20 protein-coding genes are annotated in these 21,500 nt (G+C 50.3%); 5 read left to right on the top strand and 15 right to left on the bottom strand.

Features of this window, described 5'->3' with window-relative positions; all coding sequences use genetic code 11:
• Window positions 1–46: 46 nt before the first annotated feature.
• The 11 genes from CUS_RS13550 to CUS_RS13505 all read right to left on the bottom strand — a co-directional run bounded on the left by CUS_RS13550 (window position 47) and on the right by CUS_RS13505 (window position 8,063).
• Entirely contained in the window at window positions 47–622 is a 576-nt protein-coding gene (locus tag CUS_RS13550) for a DUF4364 family protein (RefSeq protein WP_227945297.1), read from the bottom strand.
• A 90-nt stretch (window positions 623–712) separates the two neighbouring features.
• The gene (gene aroC / locus CUS_RS13545; protein WP_002851624.1) at window positions 713–1,804 is read right to left on the bottom strand and encodes a chorismate synthase; all 1,092 of its coding nucleotides are present in this window, start codon (window positions 1,802–1,804) and stop codon (window positions 713–715) included.
• Window positions 1,805–2,056: 252 nt separating this feature from the next.
• Complete coding sequence (locus CUS_RS13540; protein WP_002851583.1) at window positions 2,057–2,401, bottom strand: hypothetical protein; 345 nt, start codon at window positions 2,399–2,401, stop codon at window positions 2,057–2,059.
• A gap of 14 nt (window positions 2,402–2,415) precedes the next feature.
• Window positions 2,416–2,823, bottom strand: a complete 408-nt coding sequence (locus CUS_RS13535) for a hypothetical protein (RefSeq protein ID WP_002851610.1) — start codon at window positions 2,821–2,823, stop codon at window positions 2,416–2,418.
• Window positions 2,820–3,275 carry an NUDIX hydrolase gene (locus CUS_RS13530; RefSeq protein WP_002851660.1) on the bottom strand — a complete coding sequence of 152 codons (456 nt, stop codon included), beginning with the start codon at window positions 3,273–3,275 and terminating at the stop codon, window positions 2,820–2,822. The genes CUS_RS13535 and CUS_RS13530 overlap by 4 nt, the downstream gene beginning before the upstream one ends.
• Entirely contained in the window at window positions 3,268–3,744 is a 477-nt protein-coding gene (locus tag CUS_RS13525; protein ID WP_002851606.1) for a hypothetical protein, read from the bottom strand. Before CUS_RS13525 ends, CUS_RS13530 begins: the two co-directional genes overlap by 8 nt.
• A gap of 4 nt (window positions 3,745–3,748) precedes the next feature.
• On the bottom strand, window positions 3,749–4,126 hold the full coding sequence (locus CUS_RS13520; RefSeq protein ID WP_002851629.1) for an SMI1/KNR4 family protein: 378 nt from the start codon (window positions 4,124–4,126) through the stop codon (window positions 3,749–3,751).
• Window positions 4,113–4,268 carry a hypothetical protein gene (locus CUS_RS19905; protein ID WP_157769534.1) on the bottom strand — a complete coding sequence of 52 codons (156 nt, stop codon included), beginning with the start codon at window positions 4,266–4,268 and terminating at the stop codon, window positions 4,113–4,115. Before CUS_RS19905 ends, CUS_RS13520 begins: the two co-directional genes overlap by 14 nt.
• A 101-nt stretch (window positions 4,269–4,369) precedes the next feature.
• Window positions 4,370–5,599 carry a 3-phosphoshikimate 1-carboxyvinyltransferase gene (gene aroA / locus CUS_RS13515; protein WP_002851587.1) on the bottom strand — a complete coding sequence of 410 codons (1,230 nt, stop codon included), beginning with the start codon at window positions 5,597–5,599 and terminating at the stop codon, window positions 4,370–4,372.
• A 199-nt stretch (window positions 5,600–5,798) separates the two neighbouring features.
• Window positions 5,799–6,905, bottom strand: a complete 1,107-nt coding sequence (gene aroB / locus CUS_RS13510; RefSeq protein ID WP_002851646.1) for a 3-dehydroquinate synthase — start codon at window positions 6,903–6,905, stop codon at window positions 5,799–5,801.
• Between the two features lie 303 nt (window positions 6,906–7,208).
• Window positions 7,209–8,063 (bottom strand): hypothetical protein, encoded by an 855-nt coding sequence (locus tag CUS_RS13505; protein WP_002851625.1) that lies wholly within the window; start codon window positions 8,061–8,063, stop codon window positions 7,209–7,211.
• A gap of 504 nt (window positions 8,064–8,567) precedes the next feature.
• Between CUS_RS13505 and CUS_RS13500 the strand changes: the two genes are divergently transcribed.
• Window positions 8,568–10,124 carry an RICIN domain-containing protein gene (locus CUS_RS13500; RefSeq protein ID WP_002851631.1) on the top strand — a complete coding sequence of 519 codons (1,557 nt, stop codon included), beginning with the start codon at window positions 8,568–8,570 and terminating at the stop codon, window positions 10,122–10,124.
• Between the two features lie 173 nt (window positions 10,125–10,297).
• The gene (locus tag CUS_RS13495) at window positions 10,298–11,248 is read left to right on the top strand and encodes a DMT family transporter (RefSeq protein ID WP_002851594.1); all 951 of its coding nucleotides are present in this window, start codon (window positions 10,298–10,300) and stop codon (window positions 11,246–11,248) included.
• 176 nt (window positions 11,249–11,424) lie between these two features.
• Here CUS_RS13495 and CUS_RS13490 read toward each other — a convergent pair whose 3' ends face one another.
• Window positions 11,425–11,796, bottom strand: coding sequence for a DUF4363 family protein (locus CUS_RS13490; protein WP_002851585.1), 372 nt, complete (start codon window positions 11,794–11,796; stop codon window positions 11,425–11,427).
• A complete protein-coding gene (locus tag CUS_RS13485) occupies window positions 11,793–12,470 on the bottom strand; it encodes a DUF421 domain-containing protein (RefSeq protein ID WP_002851597.1) in 678 nt (225 codons plus the stop codon). Before CUS_RS13485 ends, CUS_RS13490 begins: the two co-directional genes overlap by 4 nt.
• A 475-nt stretch (window positions 12,471–12,945) precedes the next feature.
• Between CUS_RS13485 and recQ the strand changes: the two genes are divergently transcribed.
• The 3 genes from recQ to CUS_RS13470 all read left to right on the top strand — a co-directional run bounded on the left by recQ (window position 12,946) and on the right by CUS_RS13470 (window position 18,179).
• The gene (gene recQ, locus CUS_RS13480; protein WP_002851650.1) at window positions 12,946–15,174 is read left to right on the top strand and encodes a DNA helicase RecQ; all 2,229 of its coding nucleotides are present in this window, start codon (window positions 12,946–12,948) and stop codon (window positions 15,172–15,174) included.
• Between the two features lie 735 nt (window positions 15,175–15,909).
• Window positions 15,910–16,764 carry a glutamate 5-kinase gene (gene proB, locus CUS_RS13475; protein ID WP_002851591.1) on the top strand — a complete coding sequence of 285 codons (855 nt, stop codon included), beginning with the start codon at window positions 15,910–15,912 and terminating at the stop codon, window positions 16,762–16,764.
• 164 nt (window positions 16,765–16,928) lie between these two features.
• A complete protein-coding gene (locus CUS_RS13470) occupies window positions 16,929–18,179 on the top strand; it encodes a glutamate-5-semialdehyde dehydrogenase (protein WP_002851608.1) in 1,251 nt (416 codons plus the stop codon).
• Window positions 18,180–18,487: 308 nt separating this feature from the next.
• On the opposite strand, the gene CUS_RS18760 is transcribed toward CUS_RS13470, so the two are convergent.
• Together CUS_RS18760 and CUS_RS18755 are read right to left on the bottom strand one after the other, a co-directional pair.
• Window positions 18,488–19,090 carry a Type 1 glutamine amidotransferase-like domain-containing protein gene (locus CUS_RS18760; protein ID WP_002851588.1) on the bottom strand — a complete coding sequence of 201 codons (603 nt, stop codon included), beginning with the start codon at window positions 19,088–19,090 and terminating at the stop codon, window positions 18,488–18,490.
• Window positions 19,091–19,104: 14 nt separating this feature from the next.
• A complete protein-coding gene (locus CUS_RS18755; RefSeq protein WP_002851638.1) occupies window positions 19,105–21,414 on the bottom strand; it encodes a putative bifunctional diguanylate cyclase/phosphodiesterase in 2,310 nt (769 codons plus the stop codon).
• Window positions 21,415–21,500: the final 86 nt, after the last annotated feature.

Raw genomic sequence — 21,500 nt, 5'->3', positions numbered from 1 at the left:
CATATAAAAAAACAGCGCGGTATTTAGCCTTTACCGCGCTTTATTATCACCATAGCGTATACTGTTCTTCCACAGCACTATCATCGCCCGCGCCATCGTCGCTTTCAGCAACGCTCGGCACATACTCTTCGTTCTCTATAATATAGTCTATGACCCTGCAATAGAAATCCGTCGGGTTCATCTTTATCTTTGATCTGATAAAATTCGCCTGATCTTCATCGGGGGCGTACAGGTTTATGTCCATCAGCGTCATATCGCCGTCCTTGTACTTACAGCCCACGCTGAAACCACTTCCCATCGGCTCGATATCAAAGCAGATATCCATATCGCTTTTAAGCCGCGCGAACAGCCTCAGACCTGCGGCGTACACTTTGTCGCGCAGGCTTTTCTCGACCTGTTTTTTGAAGACTTCAACGCCCGCCTTTCCTTTTTCGGTAAGGCGGTAATACTCTGTGCCCTCTATCTCGGTTATCTCCAGCGTACCGTTTTCCAGCATTGTGCTGACAGCGGCGGTATAGTCGAAATAGTTGACAATACCCTCCCCTGTTGCGATCTCGGTCAGCTGATTAGGGGTACACAGCTGGTTTATCTTATTGAGGAAATATGCCAGCAATATCTGCACGCGATACGCCTCTGTGACATATTTCATGTTCCCGGAAATGAAGTTTTCTGGGTTATTTATCGTTGTGATCACCCTCCTTCGGGAAGTTGTCTAAAAATTTGGGTATTCGAGCATATGGCTCAGCACAGCAAGGCTCACTGCCGCCTCAACGCATGGTACTGCGCGCGGGACTATGCAGGGGTCGTGTCTGCCCTTTACCACCAATGTTTCATTCTTCATTGCCGAGTAATCTATAGTTTCCTGCGGTCTTGATATCGAAGGCGTAGGCTTTACAGCCACTCTCAGCGTGATGGGCATGCCCGATGATATGCCGCCCAGTATTCCGCCGTGAGAGTTGGTCTTTGTCACAACAATGCCGCGTTCGTTAACATAGAACTCGTCATTGTTTTCCGAACCTGTCATCTTCGCCACATCAAAACCTGCGCCGAATTCCAGACCCTTTACCGCAGGTATGCCGAATATCAGCTGTGCGATGGAATTTTCCAGACCGTCAAAAATAGGCGAACCGATGCCCGCAGGCACGTTTATTGCGATGCACTCGATGATACCGCCCACGCTGTCCTGTTCCTCACGCGCGTGCAGTATCTCCTTCTTCATCTCGTTGCCCTGAACATCTATTATAACAGGGAAATCCTTCTCTTTCAGATCTATTATGTCCTGCCTCGAAGTGTTTATCGGGTCAAATGACTTGTCTGTTATGCCGTGAATCTCAGCGATATGCGCACCTATATAGATGCCGCGCTTTTCAAGTATCTGCTGTGCCACTGCGCCCGCAAAGCACAAAGGCGCAGTAAGTCTGCCCGAAAAATGCCCGCCGCCGCGAATATCGTTGAACCCGCGATATCTCAGCGCACCGGTGTAATCGGCATGACCAGGTCTTGCCAGCTTCGAGATATTGTTATAGTCCTGCGAATGCTGGTCATTATTTGCTATCATAGCCACCAGCGGAGTGCCTGTGGTCTTGCCGTTGTGGTAGCCCGATATTATCTGCGGGATATCGCTCTCTTTCCTCATGGTCGTGGTGCCGTCCTTTTTAGGGGCGCGGCGCGCCATGAACTTGTATATCTTGTCCACATCTATGCTCTCTCCGGGCGGAACGTTATCCATGCACACGCCGATGGCAGGTCCGTGACTTTCACCGAACACGGTGAAGCTGATATTATTCTTCCAAGTTGATGACATATTCTGTCCTCCCTATTCTATGTATTCTCTGTCCTTACTAACGCGGTCCACAAGTCATGGTTCATTAGACTTTTCACATAAACCACGATTTCTGAACTGTGCTTGACACATCTTCTGCTTATGACTTGCTCCCATCCCTCAGCCCCGCAGATGCTGCACCGCATCTCCGTGACGATACAGCCCCCGCCGCCCCCTGTCCACCGTACAGATAGCCCGAGCGCAAGTTCCAAACGCCGCAGTCCCCGAACCTCGCTACTCGCCAAGTTCTCTGCGCATCTCTTCCAGCTTATCTGTCAGATACGCCAGATACTTCTCAACATCTTCCTCACTGAAACCGCCCTTGCCGACCTTGTTCGGCATATTGAAAGTCTGACGCGGCGGCACAGCCATTATCCGACCATTCTCACGCGCCTCTTTCACCTCTGTCAGCATCATCAGTTCCCTGTTGAGCGCATCGACCGCCAGCAAAGTCTGCGTCCTGTCGTAGCCGCCGTTTCTCACAGTCCTGAGCATGCCCGGTTCTTCACCTGCATCTGCCTTATCATTCTTCGGCTGACCGTCATTCTGCCCGCCGAAAAGTCTGCTGAAAAATCCCATCTTGCTATCCTCCGTCACTGATGTTTTTCTGTATCAGCATCGCCGCCAAAAAGTCGTCTGAGCGCTCCCATTTTGCCGCCCTCAGACACTCCTGTGTCCTCAGCTTCGCCGCTAAAAAGCCGCCCGAATGCTCCCATTTTGCCGTCCTCTGACACTCCCGTGTCCTCAGCATCGCCGCTAAACAGCCGCCCGAACGCCCTCATTTTACCGTTCTCAGACGCTCCCGCGCCCTCAGCATCGCCGCCAAAAAGCCGCCTGAGCGCCCCCATTTTGCCGCCCTCAGACGCTCCCGCGCCCTCAGCATCGCCGCTAAAAAGCCGCCTGAACGCTCCCATTTTGCCGCCCTCAGACGCTCCCGCGCCCTCAGCATCGCCGCTAAAAAGCCGCCTGAACGCTCCCATTTTGCCGCCCTCACGCTTCATCTGAACACTCCCCGCCTTTTCGCGAACCAGTCATCTATCATATCCCTGTGCTGTTTACAGTATATCTCAGGAAGTTCCTCTTTGCTGAAATATCTAAGTTCCAGCGTTTCATTTTCGTCACATCTCAGTTCTCCGCCCACGGCTTCGACCCTGAAAAGTGCCGTCACAGGCTGTAACTTGTCACCGTTCGTGCATTCCACATCATACTTTGAGTATATCCCCACAAGTTCCCGCGCTTCGGTTATAAGCCCCGTTTCCTCGAAGGCTTCCCGCACCGCCGTTTCGTGCAGTGCTTCACCCAGTTCGGCTATACCGCCGGGCAGTCCCCACAGACCGCTCGGACGCTTCTGCAAAAGTATCCTGCCGCCGTCCTCGATGACCGCGCACGCCGCCGCCATTATGACAGCTTCATGCCCCACCATTGTGCGCAGATAGGTTATGTAATCAGCCATTATTCCCCTCACAGAACTTTTCGTATGCCTTGTCGATGCGCTCTTTCAGCCTGCTGTAGTCACCGTCACCGCTGATGAAGCCGTAAGCCGGAGCTTCTTCCTCGCCCTCAAATCCGCATGTCTCACAGTAATCACCGAAAAAGTCACTGCTCTCGACATAATATGCGTTTACGAACGGCATTATATCGCTTCTTACATCAACGTCCCACAGCTTGCCGTCACAGTAGTCCAGCAAATATTCCGCGCCCGATATCTCGCCGTTCCTTACCTTGTCACAGCCCTCTTTCGCGCACTCCTCGCCCTCAAACCGTCTGTCCATTATCCATCTTATGAACAGCCCGATGTGGTTCGACGCTTTCAGTTCTATCTCGCGGTACTGCTCTTCGGTGTACTCGCCTTCCACCTCATGCGTCTGCGCATAAAGCTGTTCCGCATCTTCATAATGCCAGTCTATCCTGTCGATGGTCATGCAGTCATTCCTCCCACAGCGTTTTTATATTTTTAAGAAATCCCTCAAAACTGCTGCCAATGTATCTCACCGCTTCTTTTTCGATGATGGCAGGTACATTGAAGTATCTGCCCTGTTCGTCCACGCCGTAAAGTTCACCGCCGCCGTCACCGCCTATTATGACACAGCCTTCAAGTTCACTTGCGATGTCGTAATTGTCGTTGACCGCCTGCAATTCCTCCAGCGGGAAAAGCACCAGATAATTGCCGCATACTTCGCCCTCACCGCCGTTATGCTCCCGCATGAACGCCAGATAATCCTCAGGCAGAAGAACATCGTTTATTTCTTCAATAGGTGTACCCTTGTAAGGCTCACCAAACTCAAATCCATCAAAAAAGTCCATTATACCGACCCCTTTTCGCAGACCATCTCAAATATACCGCGCCGCCCGCAAGCACATCTCTGCCCCTGATGATAAGACTGCCCTCAGCCGCAGTAACATAGCCGCCCGTCATGCCGCGCTCTTTTAAGCTATAGCAATCCAACTTTTTAAATTCACAAAATCCAGTCGCAAAAGCTGGGATTTATGGGTTTTGTGACTGGATTTTGTCTGAATTTTAAGGCGGATTGCTATAAGTCCGACCGCTCAGACTTCCTCAGCGATACCGCCCAGCCCCCTGTAAACTTCCCAGAAATCGGGGTAGCTCTTCCTGACGCATTCCGCACCCTCTATAATGATGGGCTTTTCACACCTTGTCGCCGCTATCGCCATAGCCATAGCTATGCGGTGGTCATTGTGCGCCGATACCGTCACGCCGCCCGCAAGTGTATCTCTGCCCCTGATGATAAGGCTGTCCTCAGTCGCAGTAACATCGCCGCCCAGCGCATTCAGAGTTTCTTCCATAGCCGCCAGCCTGTCGCTCTCTTTTATGCGAAGCCTTGCCGCACCTGTTATGCGGCTCTCGCCGTCACAGAAACTCGCCAGCACCGCCAGTATGGGTACAAGGTCGGGTATGTCAGACACATCGACTTCAAACGGACGCAGTGCGCCATCTTTATTATACACCATTTCTCTGCATATTTCAATGATTTTTTTGTCGCCCTGAAAAGAATTTACATTTAGCCCCGAAATTTCCACCTTTGAGCCGAGTGCATCTGCCACTTCAAAGAACGCCCCCTGCGAATGGTCACCCTCGACCGCCCCGCTGAAAGGCTGATACTTCTGCCCCGCCGCCACTTCAAAGCCGCTGTCGGAAACTTCTGCCCTTACGCCCAGTTCTTCCATCACACCGCGAGTCATATCCACATAAGGGCGCGACTCCAGCTTCGATGTCAGCTTTATCGCGCCGCCCTCTTTGGTCAGCGGCATCGCCAGCAAAAGCCCCGTGATGAACTGCGATGATATACCGCCGTCTATCTCAAACACACCGCCCGTCAGCCTGCCTTTTATCGTAAACGGCATAGTGCCGCTGTAGTCAAACTCAACACCGTGTTTCGGAAATTCCTGCAAATATGGGGTTATGGGTCTTTCGGGCAGTTTTCCTCTGCCGAGAAAAGTCGCTTCGACCCCCAGCGCCGCCGCCACAGGTATGAGAAATCTCAGTGTCGAACCGCTCTCACAGCAGTCAATGACCGCTTTTTCTGGGGCTTTTACTATGCCCTTCACCACAGCCCTCTCGCCCTCGACAGTTATCTCTGCACCCAGCTGACGCATTGCATCAACAGTGGTCAGTATGTCAACAGACGGATAAAGCCTGTCTATGACCGAATTGCCCTCAGCCAGCGCCGCCGCGATAAGCATGCGGTGCGCCGCAGATTTTGACGGAGGAGGTGTTACCTCCCCGCTGAGTTTTTTCGGGGTTATCTTTATGTTCATCTCATCAAGTCCTTTTTGTAATGATCTCCCAATTTTGATGTGTATTGCTGATGATACAAAATGGCTGTTCTTTCGTATTACACAATCAAATTGGGATGTAATAATAGGGGAACTCCCACAAAAGCCGCATTTCAGCGGCACAGTCATACAGGCTGTCCGCGCGCCGCCAAAACCTCAGCACCGAAGAACGCCTGCGCCCTCACATCTGTGCGATGATCTCGGCTATCTCATTTTCTGCGATCTCTTTTGCAAAGCAGTTCTCACCGAACTGCACCACCTCACCGATGCCTTTCTCGAACACGAACCTCAGCTTGCCGTCACGCACCTTTTTGTCGGTGTACAGCTTCTTCACCAGCGCCGCCTTGTCAATGTAATCGGGTATGCGCACAGGCAGTTTTGCCCTTTCAAGAAGCGCTTCCACCCGCGCCCTTTCCTCTTCGGTAACGAACCCGTACTTCTCGCCCAGCCTTGCCTGTGCCACTGTGCCGATGGCAACAGCTTCACCGTGAAGCAGTCTGTAATCCGAAACAGTTTCTATGGCACGACCAACGGTATGCCCTAAATTCAGCACTTCCCGCAGACCGCTCTCACGCTCGTCCTGCATTACCACCTTGTACTTGACAGCACAGTTATGCTCAGCTATGTACTCGCACGCCGCCACATCGCCCGCGAATATCTTCTCAACGTTCTCTTCAAGGTACTCAAACAGTTCCCTGTCCCCAAGACAGCCGTGTTTTATCGTTTCCGCAAGACCGCTCGCTATCTGCTCTTCGGGCAGTGTTTTCCATGTATCTATGTCCAGGTAGACCTTTTCGGGCTGGTTGAACATGCCTATCAGGTTCGTTGCAAGAGGGGTATCCACCGCAGTCTTGCCGCCCACCGAAGCATCTGCCGCCGCCAGAAGAGTAGTCGCGTAATTGACGAACGGCACACCTCTGCCGAAAGTGCCTGCCACAAATCCCGCAAGGTCGGTGACAACGCCGCCGCCCACCGCGATGACCGCACAGTCGCGCCTGAAACCCTTTTCCAGCATGCTGTCCTCAAGGAACTCTTTCATCTGCCTGCTTTTCGACTTCTCGCCCGCAGGTATCACGAACATCTCAGCCCCGAATCCTGCCGCTTTTATCATCTCAAAGATATCCTTTGCATACAGCCCCTCAACGGTGCTGTCAGTTATCACCGCGAACCTGCGCCTGCCTGTCAGACCCGCCTTAAGGTCAGCCACCAGCTTCTCCTGAAGCCCGTGACCTATCTCGATATCATAAGTGTCGTCCACCACTTTTTTAAGTTCACAACGAAATACCATATCTGTCACTCTTTCTATCAGAAATCTGATTTAACGATTTAACGGTTTAAAACCTACATACACGATTATTATAACACAAAAAGGGAAATTTGTAAATAGCAATTTTCGGTTAACGAAGCGTTAATTGCCATATTTTTCCGCCGACCTCATCACCGCCCCCTCAAACGCCGATCTCATACACTTGCAAACCGCTCGCATTTCCGTTTCTGCATTCCCAAATTGTAGGGCAGGGGCTTGCCCCCGCCGTCCGCTCCCCTTTTCAGGGCATAAAAAAGCAGACCTTTTTCGGGTCTGCTTCACATATCATATATTATTCTTCATCACAAATAGTGTTATCGTACTCAAAACAACGAACATCAAGCCTATTATCGTCGGTATCAGCCTTGTGCCGCCCATCGGTCTGTAAATGTGTGACGGCATGCGCGGGTCAAAGCGTATCTCTCTTATTTCGCCTATTTCGGGTACATCAAAGTTGGTGTAGATGTTTTCACAAGTCACAAATATCACCCCGCCGACCTCATACTGCCATACAGGTGAATAGACTGTTATACTGTGGGCGCGTCCGCCGACAGTATTTCTCATGGTGCTGTGGGTATTGGTGCTTTTAGTGTGGAATGTGCGGTAGATACACTTTGCATTCACAACCTGTGAACAGCGCGACATCTCCTTGCTGTGCGAAATGTGCGGGAATATCATCAGCCCCAGTCCCACCAATATCATCAGCACAAGTATCAGCTTTATTATCATTGTCGTGGTCAGCTGAAAACTGTCAGGGTGACTCTTGCCGTAAACATACACTATCGGCAGTGCCGTCATCAGCAGACCGATCAGCGCCACCAGAAAAACAGGACCGCTCTTGCTCTGCACCGCAGTGACAAGCCCTATCACCAAAAATATCGCGCCTATACAGCTTATGCACAGCGGCGGGTTTATCTGCGAAAATACTGCCGCACCGATGATGCCTCCGATAAACATAAAAATCAGCAGAAACGCCGCCGCACCGCCTCCCTTGCTGTCAGAGGGCGGTTTATCTTGAACACCGTCGGGAATACCGTTGATCACGACCTGTCTGCCGTATGGATTTTCTATGACCGACCTGAGAACGTCCATTTTAAGGACGGGAGAGGTCAGTTCATCGTTCGGCTGATAGTATTGCATCGTCATATCTCCTTTTATGTATCATATGAGGATATTATACAACTTTTACATTATCTTTTCAAGGGGGGAAGCTGAAAATTTGGTGTAAAAACCAAAAACAAGCCGTCCGTTAAAGTCGGGTCGTAACCTCGAAAATGTCCGCGCTCCGAAGCTAAAATAATTATATCCCACTGCCATTCCGCCTCACCGTCAAGATGTACCATCACAAGTGCGTTGCTCCGCGTTTGTACGCACATTTTCCGATATTTGTATTGTGATTAATTCAGTTTGTAATATGAACCCATTTTAAATTATTCTTAACCCACAAAAACTTTCAATAGAATTTGAACAGAATATCACACATTGACGGCTATTTATCCGAATTTGAAATATCCATTCACGTTTTGTCCATTGATAAACAATTGGTTAAGATATATAATTTTTCTTGTAATTACAAATCTGCGCAACATGAAAGTTTCTTTTCGCGGAATGAAATGTCCCCAAGACTTTATAGGAGAATTTAAAATGTCAAGATTTAGTATTGCAAAAAAATTAACTTCTGCGGCTGCGGCTGTCGGTATAGCTGTATCCGCACTGACCACCGCTGTACCGCTCAATGCGTTCGCAGCGTCCAATTACATCTCTGACGGCTGGTATTATATCAAAAATGTCAACAGCCAGAAATACCTCGATGTATCGGGCAAAAAAGATGCCGATGGTTCCAACGTTATCCAGTATAAAGGCAACGGCGGCAATAACCAGAAGTGGTATGTCACCAATCTCGGCAATAACGTTATCACTATCAGAAGCGGTCTGAAAGGCGGACGTATGCTCGATGTCGAGAACGGTGCCAACACCGACGGTGCAAATATCCGCCTGTGGTCTGCCAACGGCGCTGACGCACAGAAGTTCAAGGTAGTCAAAAGTTCTTCAGGCGTTTACTGCCTTAAGACCGAAAACAGCGGCGAATCCAAAGCGGTAGATGTTTACGGCTGGTCAACAGAAGACAGCGCCAACATCAACCAGTGGACTTATAACGGACTTGCCTGCCAGCAGTTCAAGTTTGAATCAACTTCCGCAGGCGCAAGCAAATCTTCGGGCAGCTCTTCTTCGAGCAGTTCATCTTCTTCAAGCAGCAGTTCTTCATCTTCAAGCAGTTCATCTTCTTCGGGTTCTTCCCTTGAAGTAAAGAACGGCGGCACCTCCCTTTCTTCTGCACTCAGCAAGGCTAAAAAGGGCGATACCGTTGTCATCAACGGCACAGTAAAGTCGGGCGCTGTAAAGGTACCCGCAGGCGTTAACATCTCAGGCAAGAACTCCGCTGTCATCGACTTCTCGTCTACTTCGGGCAGCAACGGCAGAGGTCTTACTTTCGAGGGCAACGGCAGTACCGTACAGAACGTTTGCATAAAGAACGCTTCCGATAACGGTCTGTACATCACAGGCTCCAACAACACCTTCAAGAACGTTGAGGCTTGCTATAACAAGGACGCAGGCTTCCAGGTATGCAACGGCGGCTCCAACAACAAGTTCTACAGCTGCCATTCTCACCACAATGCAGATGCTAAGGGCGAAAACGCCGACGGCTTCGCAAACAAGCTGCATTCGGGTGCAGGCAACTATTACGAGAACTGCATCGCTGACTACAACAGCGACGACGGCTGGGACTGCTATGCTGCTCACGGCGCAGTTACCCTTGTTAACTGCCAGGCTAACTACAACGGCTACTGCGACGGCATCTACGGCGACGGCAACGGCTTCAAGATGGGCGGCGTTGACAACAAGACTGACGGCGAAAAGGCTCACCTCGATCCGCTCAACCACGTTCTTAAGGGCTGCACTGCTAAGGGCAACTACGCTTCGGGCTTTGACAGAAACAACCAGAACGGCGTTGTTACTATGGAGAACTGCACAGGCGACAGCAACAAGAAGTACAACTTCAACTGGCCTGCAAGCGGCACTCCTTCCGCACTGGGTTACAAGGTAACTTTCGGTGTGGCTAAGATAATCAGCTGTACTTCCAAGAACGGCAAGAACAACATCGGCGGCGCTAAGCTGTCGGGCAATTGCTCAGGTTTTTAAGTTATTATAACTACACCCAATGACATCGACCCTCACTTTGCGAAAGGTGAGGGTCTTTGCTTTGGATAAACAGCACTCCCGCACCACTTGACTTTATCGCCGTTATGTAGTAAAATTAAACCCGTGTCCGCGATCTCGGCGGCAGAAATATACATATAGAAATGAGAATCATCATGTTGAAGATATCGAAAAAATTCAAACAAGGCGCGGGAGTATTTCTGGGCGCACTGCTCTGCTGTTTTCTGTGGGGCAGTGCTTTCCCCTCGATAAAGATAGGCTATGACCTCTGGGGTATAGCAAACGGCGAAACTATGCGCATTATCCGCTTTGCGGGGATAAGGTTCTTCCTGGCGGGGGCGCTGGTGATACTCTTCGCGGGGATCGGGCGGAAGAAACTGCTGATACCACGCAAGGACGAGTGGGGGAAGATAGCCTTTTTGAGCCTTTTCCAGACGGTCGGGCAGTACATATGCTTTTACATAGGACTTGCCCACACCACAGGCGTGAACTCGGCAGTGATCGACTCGCTGACCACATTTTTCGCCATACTTGTAGCAAGTGTCTTTATGGGCATGGAAAAACTGACTGCGCGGAAAATACTGGGCTGTGTACTGGGATTTTCGGGCGTATTGCTGATAAACCTCTCTGCTGAGGGCTTTTCTTTCAGCCCCGCAGGTGACGGGCTGGTGGCGGCATCGGCACTTTGCTACGGCGTTTCGTCTTCGCTTATAAAGAAGTATTCTGTCAGCCACGACACGGTGCTGTTCAGCGGATGGCAGTTCATGCTGGGCGGGCTGGTGATGACCGTTTTCGGACATGCGGGCGTGATGCTGACAGGCGGTGCGGGCAAGGGCGCTGAGGACATGCCCAAAGCAATACTGATACTTCTGTATCTGGCTCTGATATCAAGCGTTGCCTACACATTATGGGGCATACTGCTAAAAAACAACGATGTATCGAAAATATCCATATTCGGCTTTATGAACCCCGTCATCGGAGTGCTGCTGTCGGCTCTTCTGCTGGGCGAAGCGGATGAACTCGGTATAAAATACCTGATAGCGCTCATGCTTATCGGCGGCGGCATAGCGGTGGTGAATATACAGAAGAAGTCTGCCGAAGAATGAAACTTCGGACACATAAAAGCAAAGCCGCGTATCTGCGTAATATCTTGCAGGTACGCGGTTTTCTTATTGTTTGTCATGCAGACTTTTTTGCCATGTTCCAAAAAATGTCGGACACACAGCTTTCAAAACAGGCACTTGAAGCCGTTTTCCGACAAGTTCGACTCCTGCGGGGACTTTTACAGCACCGACCTTATGTGCGGGTACTGCCTTTCAGCCAGCAGAGCACACTGTGCGCTGACCGCATCGACCTGCTGTATAAGGTCGGGGGAATTTGTCTGCGACAGCGCGGGCAGTCGTGCGACTTCCGCCGTCACTGCTGAGATGTTCGCCGCATTCTCGATGAATGCCATTATCTTACAGTGCCGCTCCCATTCGTCACAGAGAGCTTCCACCTCTTCGGAAGTATCTTCGCCGCGAAGAACTTCTTCGCGTATATCAGCGCACAATTCTTGCAGGCGGTCGTTCTCCCTACCGATATACGCCGCTGAAAAAATACTGCCCGCTGTCAGCAAAGCAAGCAGAAAAATACTCAGATACAGCCTTTTCACTTCATATCCCCCCTTTTTATCACCGTGTAGTCAGATGCGTCTGCGGCGGTCATTATAAACACATCGCTCACCTGACAGCCCTGTGCTTTCACTATTTTTGTGAGCCACTTTTCGTCAAGCCCCAGATATCTGAGTGCCGCCGCCGACACCTTGCCGTCACTTATGACCATCACAGGCGGGTCGCTCTCTTCGGGCGAAAGCCCTAAGTCTGCGGCAGTGGGCGGCTGTGCAGACTTTTTCGGGCATACCGAGATAGTGCCTGTTGTTTCGGCAACGGCGAACTGCACATCTTTTATATCAAACACCTGCTGTGACCTCAGCGCCGCCATGAGGTCATCGGTGGTGAACCTGAGTTCCCGCATAGCCCTTCTATCCACCTCACCATTTGATATTATCAGCTTTGCCGACCCGCTGACTGCACGCCTTACCCCGCGAAACCTCAGTGACAGGCAGGACACGATAACATCGATGCTGACCAGTGTGAATATAGGCACAAGTCCCATCGTCATCGGTATGCTGATATCTTCAACGGGCAGGGTGGCGATATTTGACAGCAGGATAGTCACCACAAGTTCGGCGGGCTGGAGTTCACCTATCTGGCGTTTACCCATCAGTCTGACTGCCGCAATGACTGCACAGTACAGCACCAGCGCACGTATCATCACAATTATCATTTGAACGAACACCCCTTTTTTTATTCATGATGTTTATAGCAATCCGCCTTAAAATTCAGACAAAATCCGGTCACAAAATCCATAAATCCGAGCTTTAGCGACCGGATCTTGTGAATTTAAATAGTTGGATCGCTATAGTCAAGGCACAAAAGCAGGTGGGCGGGCGGGTGGGGCGCAGTCCAAAGGAAAGCACCACCATCACGCAAATGATAGTCCTACAAGCAAATGTGCGGCATGAACCGAATGTCTGCGGGCAAGGGTCAGAACGGCAAGGTGTGAGTCATGCTGACACCACGCACGAATGAGCGCACTTTCCAACGCCGTTACTAAAAACTCCCGACCACGCCAATAATTATGAATTATGAATTATGAATTATGAATTAAAATGCCCCGCCCTTGATTTTTATAGATAAATGTGGTATAATATACTTTGAATATTTTGACTTACCATCGTTCGGAAAGAGCTGATACCATAATGACCGATTTTACCGATAAATACAGCGTCCTGCGGGATTTCTTCGGACACACCGATTTCCATGAGGGGCAAGAGCCGCTGATAGATGCTCTGCTGAGCGGGCGTGATGCGGCAGGCATAATGCCTACAGGTGCAGGCAAAAGTCTCTGCTACCAGATACCCGCACTGATGCTCGACGGCATAACTATCGTCATATCGCCGCTGATATCGCTGATGAAAGATCAGGTCAACAGCCTGATACAGTCGGGGGTCAGGGCGGCTTATCTCAATTCATCGCTGACACCCCAGCAGTATAACACTGCGCTGTCAAATGCCATGCGGGGCATGTATAAGCTGATATATGTCGCACCCGAAAGGCTCTGCACACAGTCTTTCCTTGAACTGGCACGCACTGTTAAGATATCGCTGGTGGCTGTTGATGAAGCACACTGCGTTTCTCAGTGGGGGCAGGATTTCCGACCGCACTACATGCGCATACCGGAATTTCTTTCGCAACTCCCCTACCGCCCGACAGTCGGGGCTTTTACCGCAACGGCTACAGATCAGGTAAGGGAAGATATCATAAGACTGCTCTGCCTGCGCGAACCGCTCTGTGTGACCACAGGGTTCGACAGAAAAAATCTCTATTTCGGGGTACTGCACGAGCGAAACAAGTATGAAGCGGCAAAGCGCATAATCAGTGAGAACAGCGGCACAAGCGCCATCATCTACTGTTCGACCAGAAAAGCGGTCGAAGAGGTCAGCGAAAAACTCACGGCTGACGGCATACCCTGTACACGGTATCACGCAGGGCTTTCACCCGAAGAGCGCAAAAAGAATCAGGACGATTTCATCTACGACCGCGTTGAACTGATAGCCGCCACCAACGCTTTCGGCATGGGCATCGACAAATCGAACGTCGGACTCGTCCTGCACTATAATATGCCCAAAAATATCGAAAATTATTATCAGGAAGCAGGTCGTGCGGGCAGAGATGGCAGTGAAGCCAAGTGCATACTGCTCTACAGCCCAAAAGATGTCATGACCAATAAGTTTTTGATAGAAAATTCCAACGATAATCCTGACCTTGACGACGAAACAGCCGAACAGCTCCGCAGGCGTGACTACGCCAAGCTGGGCATGATGTCGGATTACTGCAACACGGGACGCTGTCTGCGGCAGTTCATACTGGACTATTTTGGCGAGAAGCGCAAATGTACCTGCGGCAACTGCTCAAATTGCAGCGGCGAGACCGAACTTACTGATGTCACACTGGAAGCGCAGAAGATACTTTCCTGCATATACAGACTTCACCAGAGAAATCTGCATTTCGGCGCAGTGGTGGTATCGGCTGTGCTGACGGGCAGTGAGAGAAATGACAAGGTCAAAAAATTCGGGCTGGATACGCTTTCCACATTCGGTATAATGAAGAGCGATACGACCACACGCATTCGCACGATGATACGCTTTTTGCAGGCAGAAGGCTTTATAGCCGAAGCTGAACACAGCACACTCACGCTGACAAGGCGCGGCGCACAGCTGTTGATGAACAGAGAACAGAAAGTCGAGATGCGCCTGCCCGCAAAGAGCCGCGAGAAAGCTGTCACAGCAAAGCCGCGCGATGTCATAACGGCATTCGACAAAATGCTGTTCGACAGACTGAAAAAACTCCGCGCAAGGCTGGCGGCAGAAGCAAGCGTGCCTGCATACATAGTTTTCGGTGACCAGGCACTTCGGGAGATGTGCGTGAAACTGCCTGTCACCCAAAGCGATTTCATGGAGATATCAGGTGTCGGCAGGGTAAAGCAGGAGCGATACGGCGCATACTTCACAAGCGAGATACAAAAGTATCTGCGGGAGAACCCCGACAAAAAGGGGCAGTCCCCCGAAAGCCCGAACGGTACGCTGTCTGAACTTATCGCGGCGGGCGCTGAAAGCCTGCGGGCGGTCAACGAAGAACTTCCGCTGACAAGGCTTTGCGATGAGATACTCACACAGCTGGGGCTGAGTGCTGACAATAAGCTGGTCTTCAAAGAGATAAAAAGCTGGCTGAAAAACGAGAATTATCTGACCGAGATAGCAGAAAACGGCAAGACACGCATAGCGGCAACGATACTTTCCGATGAAGCGGGCATAGTCGAACAGGAGAAGATAAGTTCGATGAACCGAAGCTACAAAACGGTAGTCTTCCCCCCGAAAGCGCAGGAATTTGTCTTTGAAAATCTCGGAGAGATCTTTGGTAATTCATAATTCATAATTCATAATTATTGACAGGGGCGGAAGTTTAGTGTTCTGTCAGTTGTAATGAATATATTTGGGGCTGTGCCCCCATTAGAAATAATCAAAAATAATAAAATGAGGGCGAAACAAAGCCGTCTAACATGCCAAAGAGCGCACCGCGCAGGCGTATGAACGAATGAAGCGACCCGTAGTGGCGCGCAATGAGTGAATAGCCTGCGTTGGCAGGCGGTGCGCACAACATCAGCAAAGCTGATGTTTGGGGTATGGGGGCTGTGTCCCCATTAGAAATAATCATAAATAATAAAATGAGGGCAAAACAAAGCCATTATATCTTCCACACAGCAAGCTATATCAGCATGGCAAACAGCGAAGTGCTTCTGCGCCTTTTGGCTTGGAGTGAACGACGGGAGTAACGCCGACAGAGTCGGCGTGTGCGACCAGAGTGAACGCAAAGCCAAAGTCGGCAGAGGCGCAGAAGTCGAGCGTGGGGGTATGGGGGCTATGCCCCCATTAAAAATAATGAGGGCGAAACAAAGCCATTATATTTTCCACACAGCAAGCTATATCAGCATGGCAAACAGCGAAGTGCTTCTGCGCCTTTTGGCTTGGAGTGAACGACGGGAGCAACGCCGACAGAGTCGGCGTGTGCGACCAGAGTGAACGCAAAGCCAAAGTCGGCAGAGGCGCAGAAGTCGAGCGTGGGGGTATGGGGGCTATGCCCCCATTTAAGATAGGAGTTTTAAAATGTCGGAGCTTAAGAGTAAGAAACGTGTCGTGGTAAAGGTCGGCACATCAACGCTGACTCACAGAACAGGTCGGCTGAATATAAGAAGAGTTGAGGGACTGGTCAAAAATCTTGCGGACTTACAGAATGCGGGTCATGAGATAATACTGGTGTCAAGCGGTGCGATAGGACTCGGTATGTCTAAGATAGGACTTGTGGAGCGCCCTAAGGATACTCCCACAAAACAGGCTTGCGCCGCTGTGGGTCAGTGCGAACTGATGTATCTGTACGACAAGCTGTTCGCAGAATACAGCCTGAATGTGGCACAGTTTCTGCTGACAAAGTTCGTACTGCTGGAGGACAGGCGCACCAATGTGAAGAACGCGCTTGAAAGGGTCATTCAGCTGGGCGTTATACCAATAGTCAACGAAAATGACACGGTGGCTATAGATGAGTTGGAACTCGAAATGGGCGAGAACGATTCGCTGGCGGCTACTGTTGCTAAGATAGCGGGCGCTGACCTTCTGATAATAATGTCGGATATAGATGGTCTTTACGATAATGACCCTCGCCTTGACCCCGATGCAAAGCTGATACCTGTCGTTGAGGAGATAAACGATGATATACGCGCTCTGGCGGGCGGTGCAGGCACAAAGATGGGCACAGGCGGCATGAAAACTAAGATAAATGCCGCAGAGATAGCTGTCAGCAGCGGCATAGATATGATAATCCTTAACGGCAAGAACCCTGATAATCTCTACTGGCTGTTTGAAACAGGCAGACTGGGCACAAGGTTCTTAGCTAAAGGTTCGGCGGCTGAAAAGGCATCCCCTGAGGCTGACGAGAGCGGCGACAGCGATATAGTTGAAGAGTAAGATGGAATTAACGGCAGGCAAAGTCTGCCGAATAAATAAATCCCAATTTGGTTGTGTATTGTTCCCCCGCCGAAGGCGGGGGAACAATACGAAAGAACAGCCATTTTGTATCATCAGCAATACACATCAAAATTGGGAGATAAATAAAAACGGAGGGAAAAACAATGGGTTACATTGACACTTTGGGCGAGAAGGCAAAAGCCGCAAAAGGCGCGATAGCTTTTGCTTCCACCGACATGAAGAACGATGCTCTGCTGGAGATAGCACACATTCTCCGCAACAGCAAGGACGAGATAATCGCGGCAAACGCAGTTGACCTCGAAAACGGCAGAATGCGCAAAATGAGCGAATCTCTGCTGGACAGACTGGCGCTGAACGATGCCCGCATAGAGGGTATGGCAAACGCCTGCGAAAATCTTGCTAAGTATCCCGACCCCATCGGTGAGGTCGTTGACGGAAGCACACGCCCCAACGGAATGAAGATAGAACGCGTGAGAGTTCCGATGGGCGTTGTGGGCATGATATACGAAGCACGCCCCAATGTGACCGTTGATGCGGCTATACTGGCACTCAAGAGCGGCAACGCAGTCATACTGCGCGGCGGCAAGGAAGCTATTAATTCCAACAAGTGCCTTGCTGACCTTATGAGGACTGCTGTAAAGCGTGCGGGTCTGGACTCTGACATAATACAGCTGGTCGAGGACACTGACAGAGGCATCGCACATGATATGATGACAGCCAACAAGTACATCGACCTGCTTGTACCGCGCGGCGGCGCACAGCTGATAAAGGCTGTCGTGCAGACTGCCACCGTACCTGTCATAGAAACAGGCACAGGCAACTGCCACGTTTATGTTGACGCTACCGCTGACCTGAATATGGCAGTAGAGATAGTTGACAACGGCAAGACCCAGCGTCCGTCTGTATGCAACGCTGTTGAAAGCTGTCTGGTACACCGTGATGTTGCCGAAACCTTCCTGCCGAAGCTGAAAAAGCGTCTTGACAAGCACAATGTCGAGATAAGAGGCTGTGAGATGACCCGCCAGATACTTGGCGACTGCGTTGTACCCGCTGATGAAGAGGACTACGCGACCGAGTTCCTTGACTACATCATCTCCATCAAGGTAGTTGATGACCTTGCTGAGGCGATAGACCACATCACAAAGTACACCACAGGTCACTCCGAGTGCATCGTCACCGAAAGCCTGTTCTCCGCACAGGAATTCCAGAAGAGGATAGATGCGGCGGCTGTATATGTGAATGTTTCCACACGTTTCACCGATGGCGAGATGTTCGGTCTTGGCGCTGAACTGGGCATTTCCACCCAGAAGCTCCACGCAAGAGGACCGATGGGTCTGCGCGAGATGACCACCACCAAATACCTGATAACAGGCAACGGTCAGGTTCGCGGATAATTCCTGTTTATAGTTCAAAGCTGTCCCCCGCAGATATTTGCGGGGGACTTTTTGCGCCTGTTTATCAACATTCTTTTCGCTGTGATGTTGAAAAGTCCGTAATAAAATTACAGCGCTGAACGCTGAGATCTTTTCTGCCTGCGGTGAAAAGATAACATCTCGGCAGTGTATTAATGTTTGACACAAGCTGACCCCCGCAAGCATAACCTGCGGGGGTCATTTTATGGTTATCATATTTATAGACGTACTGAATGATCGCGGCATTTTTCAACATTTTGAGTGCCGACATGTTGAAAACCAAACAGTTTTCAGACCGATATGAACTCCTTGCTGTCATTCGTTTTAAGAATTTTCAGTTCAAGTTCATCGATGGTGAGCATTTCGGGAGAACCGCCTATCCTGTTTTTGCAGATAACAAGACATTCTGAGCCTTTGCGCTCAAAATGACATATCGGATACTGTTCTATCCACCCGATAGCGGTGAAGTCGCCGTCTGTTATATCGATGTTGTCATCAAACATATCAACATAGCCTATCTCTTTGCAGACCATATATGCGCCTGCCGAAAAACCCATATAATCGGCACCCTCTGACAGGTGTTCCTTTACAAGGCTGTCAAGCCCGAACTTTTTCATAAGGTGCAGAAGTCTGAAAGTATTGCCGCCTGTGACAGCTATATGGTCAAATTTCATGCCCTTTACAGCATCGGGGTCGTTCTCATCGAAAATAGTGATATTCTCTTCCCTGAAACCGATGCCTGCCGCACACGCTTTCTCGAAAAGTCCGACCTCCATGCTGTCCCATCGGGCTATGTTTATAAACAGCAGTTTACCCGTTTTATCGGGGAACAGTTTATCCAGCTTTTTGCAGACTGTCGGGTTCTCGAACCCGTTTGAACCAAGTATTATCATAAGTTGACCTCATATCACTGAATTTTGCCGCGTGATGCCGTGAAATCCTCAAACTCCTCGCGCGGCAGAGGTTTTGCGAAATAGTAACCCTGAAACAGCTTACAGCCCATCTCGGTCAGCTTGTGGTACTGATTCTCATTCTCAACGCCCTCCGTCAGCGAAGCTATCTCCAGTTCCTCCGAAAGACGGATTATGTTGCGGACGATGGTCTTAGCCTTTTCTTTACTGCCCGATACCGACAGGAAGCGCATGTCTATCTTTAGCACATCAACAGGCATATCCTTTAACAGGTTGAGCGATGAATAGCCACTGCCGAAATCGTCCATCTCCACGATAAAGCCCAGCTTCCTGAACTCGTCCAGCACACGCATGCGTTCTTCGGGGTCGTTCATCATCACAGTTTCGGTTATCTCTATCCTCAGGTTTACAGGGTCGATGCCGTATTCAGCCACCAGCCCCTTTATCTCACTGACCACATCGATGAAATAGAAATCCTTAGGCGATATGTTCACCGAGATGAACAGGTCTTTCCCCTCTTTTTTCCAGTCGGCAAGTATCTTGCAGGCACATCGCCACATGTGCTTGTCCACCTCAGTTATCATACCGTTCTTCTCAAAAACGGGTATGAACATGGCGGGCGACATGAAGCCGTGTTCGGGGTGTATCCATCTTGCCAGCGCCTCAGCACCGACAACTTTGCCGCTTCGGTCGGTTATGGGCTGGAGATACGGGCGAAGCTGCATGGTATCCAGCGCCTCGCGAAGTTCGGCGGTAATGCGCTGTTCCCAAAGCATTTTTTCGCGAAGCACATTGTCATAATAAGCTATATGTGTGTTGTAGTCATCGGTTATGGTAGAAAGTGCCAGATGCGCCCTGTCGAACATCACCGACACATCTATATCCCTCTCAGCGACTTCGTAAACGCCCAAGTGCATCACCAGATGGTGGCTGGCATTGCCGTCAGTCACCGTGAAGTCGGCAAGTTCTTTTTCAATGCGCGTTCTGTCATTTTCAAACTGTTCAGCAGGCAGGAACACCCCGAAAGTATCACCTGCCAGCCTGCCGTAGACACACTTTTCGTTCATGTCGCGGCTTATCCATTCGGCTATCTGCTTAAGTGCATTGTCACCGAATGCCGCACTGAATATATCGTTGACTATCTTAAAGTTCTTTACATCGACAAACACCGCCACAAAAGCGGTATCTGGCGATGATGTCAGCATATTTCGCACGCACTCGTAGAGGTACTGTTTGGTGTACAGCCCCGTCAGGCTGTCGTGAGTAGAGTTGTACAGTTCTCTTTTCAGCCTGCGCTGTTCTTCGGTATTATCGCGCACAGTCAGCACCGAACCTGCAAGGCTGTCCTTTTCATCGCTTACAGGGCGGTTCTCTATATAGTAATATCTCTCATCATCACCGCTCCCGATGATCTTATTGGTACACCACCATGCGGTAGAATATTCCCGCTCACCGAACTTCTTTATCAGCGCTTCGGACACATCATCAAAGGTCTTGGCGGTAGTCGCTGTCATCTCCATGCCCTTTTCGTTTGCCCAGATGCACCTGCCTGTGGCATCGTATACGAACAGTGCCTCAGACATATCTGAAACTATGTTTGACAGCATCCTGTCCAGCAGACGCATGGGTCTGTGGTAAAGTGACAGATAGAACACCAGTATGCCTACCACGCCGTAACCTATCATCGAACGGTCAACAGGCGTGCGTGAAAAGACATAGAAAGTCTGCCAGATGCCAAGAACTATCATAGAACCCGTCAGCACCGTGTATTTCTCACGGAAAAGCCGTGAAGTCTTCACCGAAGCCAGAAAGAATATCAGTATCACGCAAAAGAACACCGCGTAGTCAACGATGCGGTGAAGATACTGCCCCCAGTATGGTACTACCCTGTAATAGGGCTTATCCTGCACCATCACAGCTTCAAGGTCAAAGGCGTGCCCGAAGAAAATATTCGCAAACACCTGCAAAAAATCTACTCCCAGCAGGATATACACCACCGTAGGTTTCTGCTGACCGTTGCCGGTGCCCCGACAGTAGATATCGGTAAAATTCACCAGCGCGACCAGCACGCCGTTAAGCCCCAGATAGTAGATATAAGCACCCACCAGCGAACGCATCTCAACGCTTGAACCGATTATGATTATGTTGCCTGCCATCGGCGGCAGCAGTGAAAGGTCGAGCCACGCCACAGCCCTGCCTATCGCCTTATGCGACCGAAAGCCTATAAACGAGCAAGCCCCCAGCGCTATCATCAGAAAAGTAAAGACGGCAGAGAACGCGACTCTGATATCAATATCAACGTACATAGTATCACCAGACCCAATATAAATAAAGACATGGTCAGCCCTTTGGCACACTGCGAACGAAAGCGATACAAAAACACGCATCACAG

It is taken from the genome of Hominimerdicola alba 8 (assembly GCF_000178155.2).
Classification (GTDB): Bacteria; Bacillota; Clostridia; order Oscillospirales; family Ruminococcaceae; genus Hominimerdicola; species Hominimerdicola alba_C.
This window is presented reverse-complemented; position numbering and strand designations above follow the sequence as displayed.

Excerpts from the sequence above, each read along its gene's own strand:
- proB (WP_002851591.1), top strand. The coding sequence starts at position 15,910 with ATGTCGGAGCTTAAGAGTAAGAAACGTGTCGTGGTAAAGGTCGGCACA.
- CUS_RS13505 (WP_002851625.1), bottom strand. The coding sequence starts at position 8,063 with ATGCAATACTATCAGCCGAACGATGAACTGACCTCTCCCGTCCTTAAA.
- CUS_RS18755 (WP_002851638.1), bottom strand. The coding sequence starts at position 21,414 with ATGTACGTTGATATTGATATCAGAGTCGCGTTCTCTGCCGTCTTTACT.
- CUS_RS13525 (WP_002851606.1), bottom strand. The coding sequence starts at position 3,744 with ATGACCATCGACAGGATAGACTGGCATTATGAAGATGCGGAACAGCTT.
- CUS_RS13520 (WP_002851629.1), bottom strand. The coding sequence starts at position 4,126 with ATGGACTTTTTTGATGGATTTGAGTTTGGTGAGCCTTACAAGGGTACA.
- CUS_RS13500 (WP_002851631.1), top strand. The coding sequence starts at position 8,568 with ATGTCAAGATTTAGTATTGCAAAAAAATTAACTTCTGCGGCTGCGGCT.
- CUS_RS13540 (WP_002851583.1), bottom strand. The coding sequence starts at position 2,401 with ATGGGATTTTTCAGCAGACTTTTCGGCGGGCAGAATGACGGTCAGCCG.
- CUS_RS13535 (WP_002851610.1), bottom strand. The coding sequence starts at position 2,823 with ATGAAGCGTGAGGGCGGCAAAATGGGAGCGTTCAGGCGGCTTTTTAGC.
- aroC (WP_002851624.1), bottom strand. The coding sequence starts at position 1,804 with ATGTCATCAACTTGGAAGAATAATATCAGCTTCACCGTGTTCGGTGAA.
- aroB (WP_002851646.1), bottom strand. The coding sequence starts at position 6,905 with ATGGTATTTCGTTGTGAACTTAAAAAAGTGGTGGACGACACTTATGAT.
- CUS_RS13485 (WP_002851597.1), bottom strand. The coding sequence starts at position 12,470 with ATGATAATTGTGATGATACGTGCGCTGGTGCTGTACTGTGCAGTCATT.
- CUS_RS18760 (WP_002851588.1), bottom strand. The coding sequence starts at position 19,090 with ATGATAATACTTGGTTCAAACGGGTTCGAGAACCCGACAGTCTGCAAA.
- CUS_RS13470 (WP_002851608.1), top strand. The coding sequence starts at position 16,929 with ATGGGTTACATTGACACTTTGGGCGAGAAGGCAAAAGCCGCAAAAGGC.
- aroA (WP_002851587.1), bottom strand. The coding sequence starts at position 5,599 with ATGAACATAAAGATAACCCCGAAAAAACTCAGCGGGGAGGTAACACCT.
- CUS_RS13495 (WP_002851594.1), top strand. The coding sequence starts at position 10,298 with ATGTTGAAGATATCGAAAAAATTCAAACAAGGCGCGGGAGTATTTCTG.
- CUS_RS13530 (WP_002851660.1), bottom strand. The coding sequence starts at position 3,275 with ATGGCTGATTACATAACCTATCTGCGCACAATGGTGGGGCATGAAGCT.
- recQ (WP_002851650.1), top strand. The coding sequence starts at position 12,946 with ATGACCGATTTTACCGATAAATACAGCGTCCTGCGGGATTTCTTCGGA.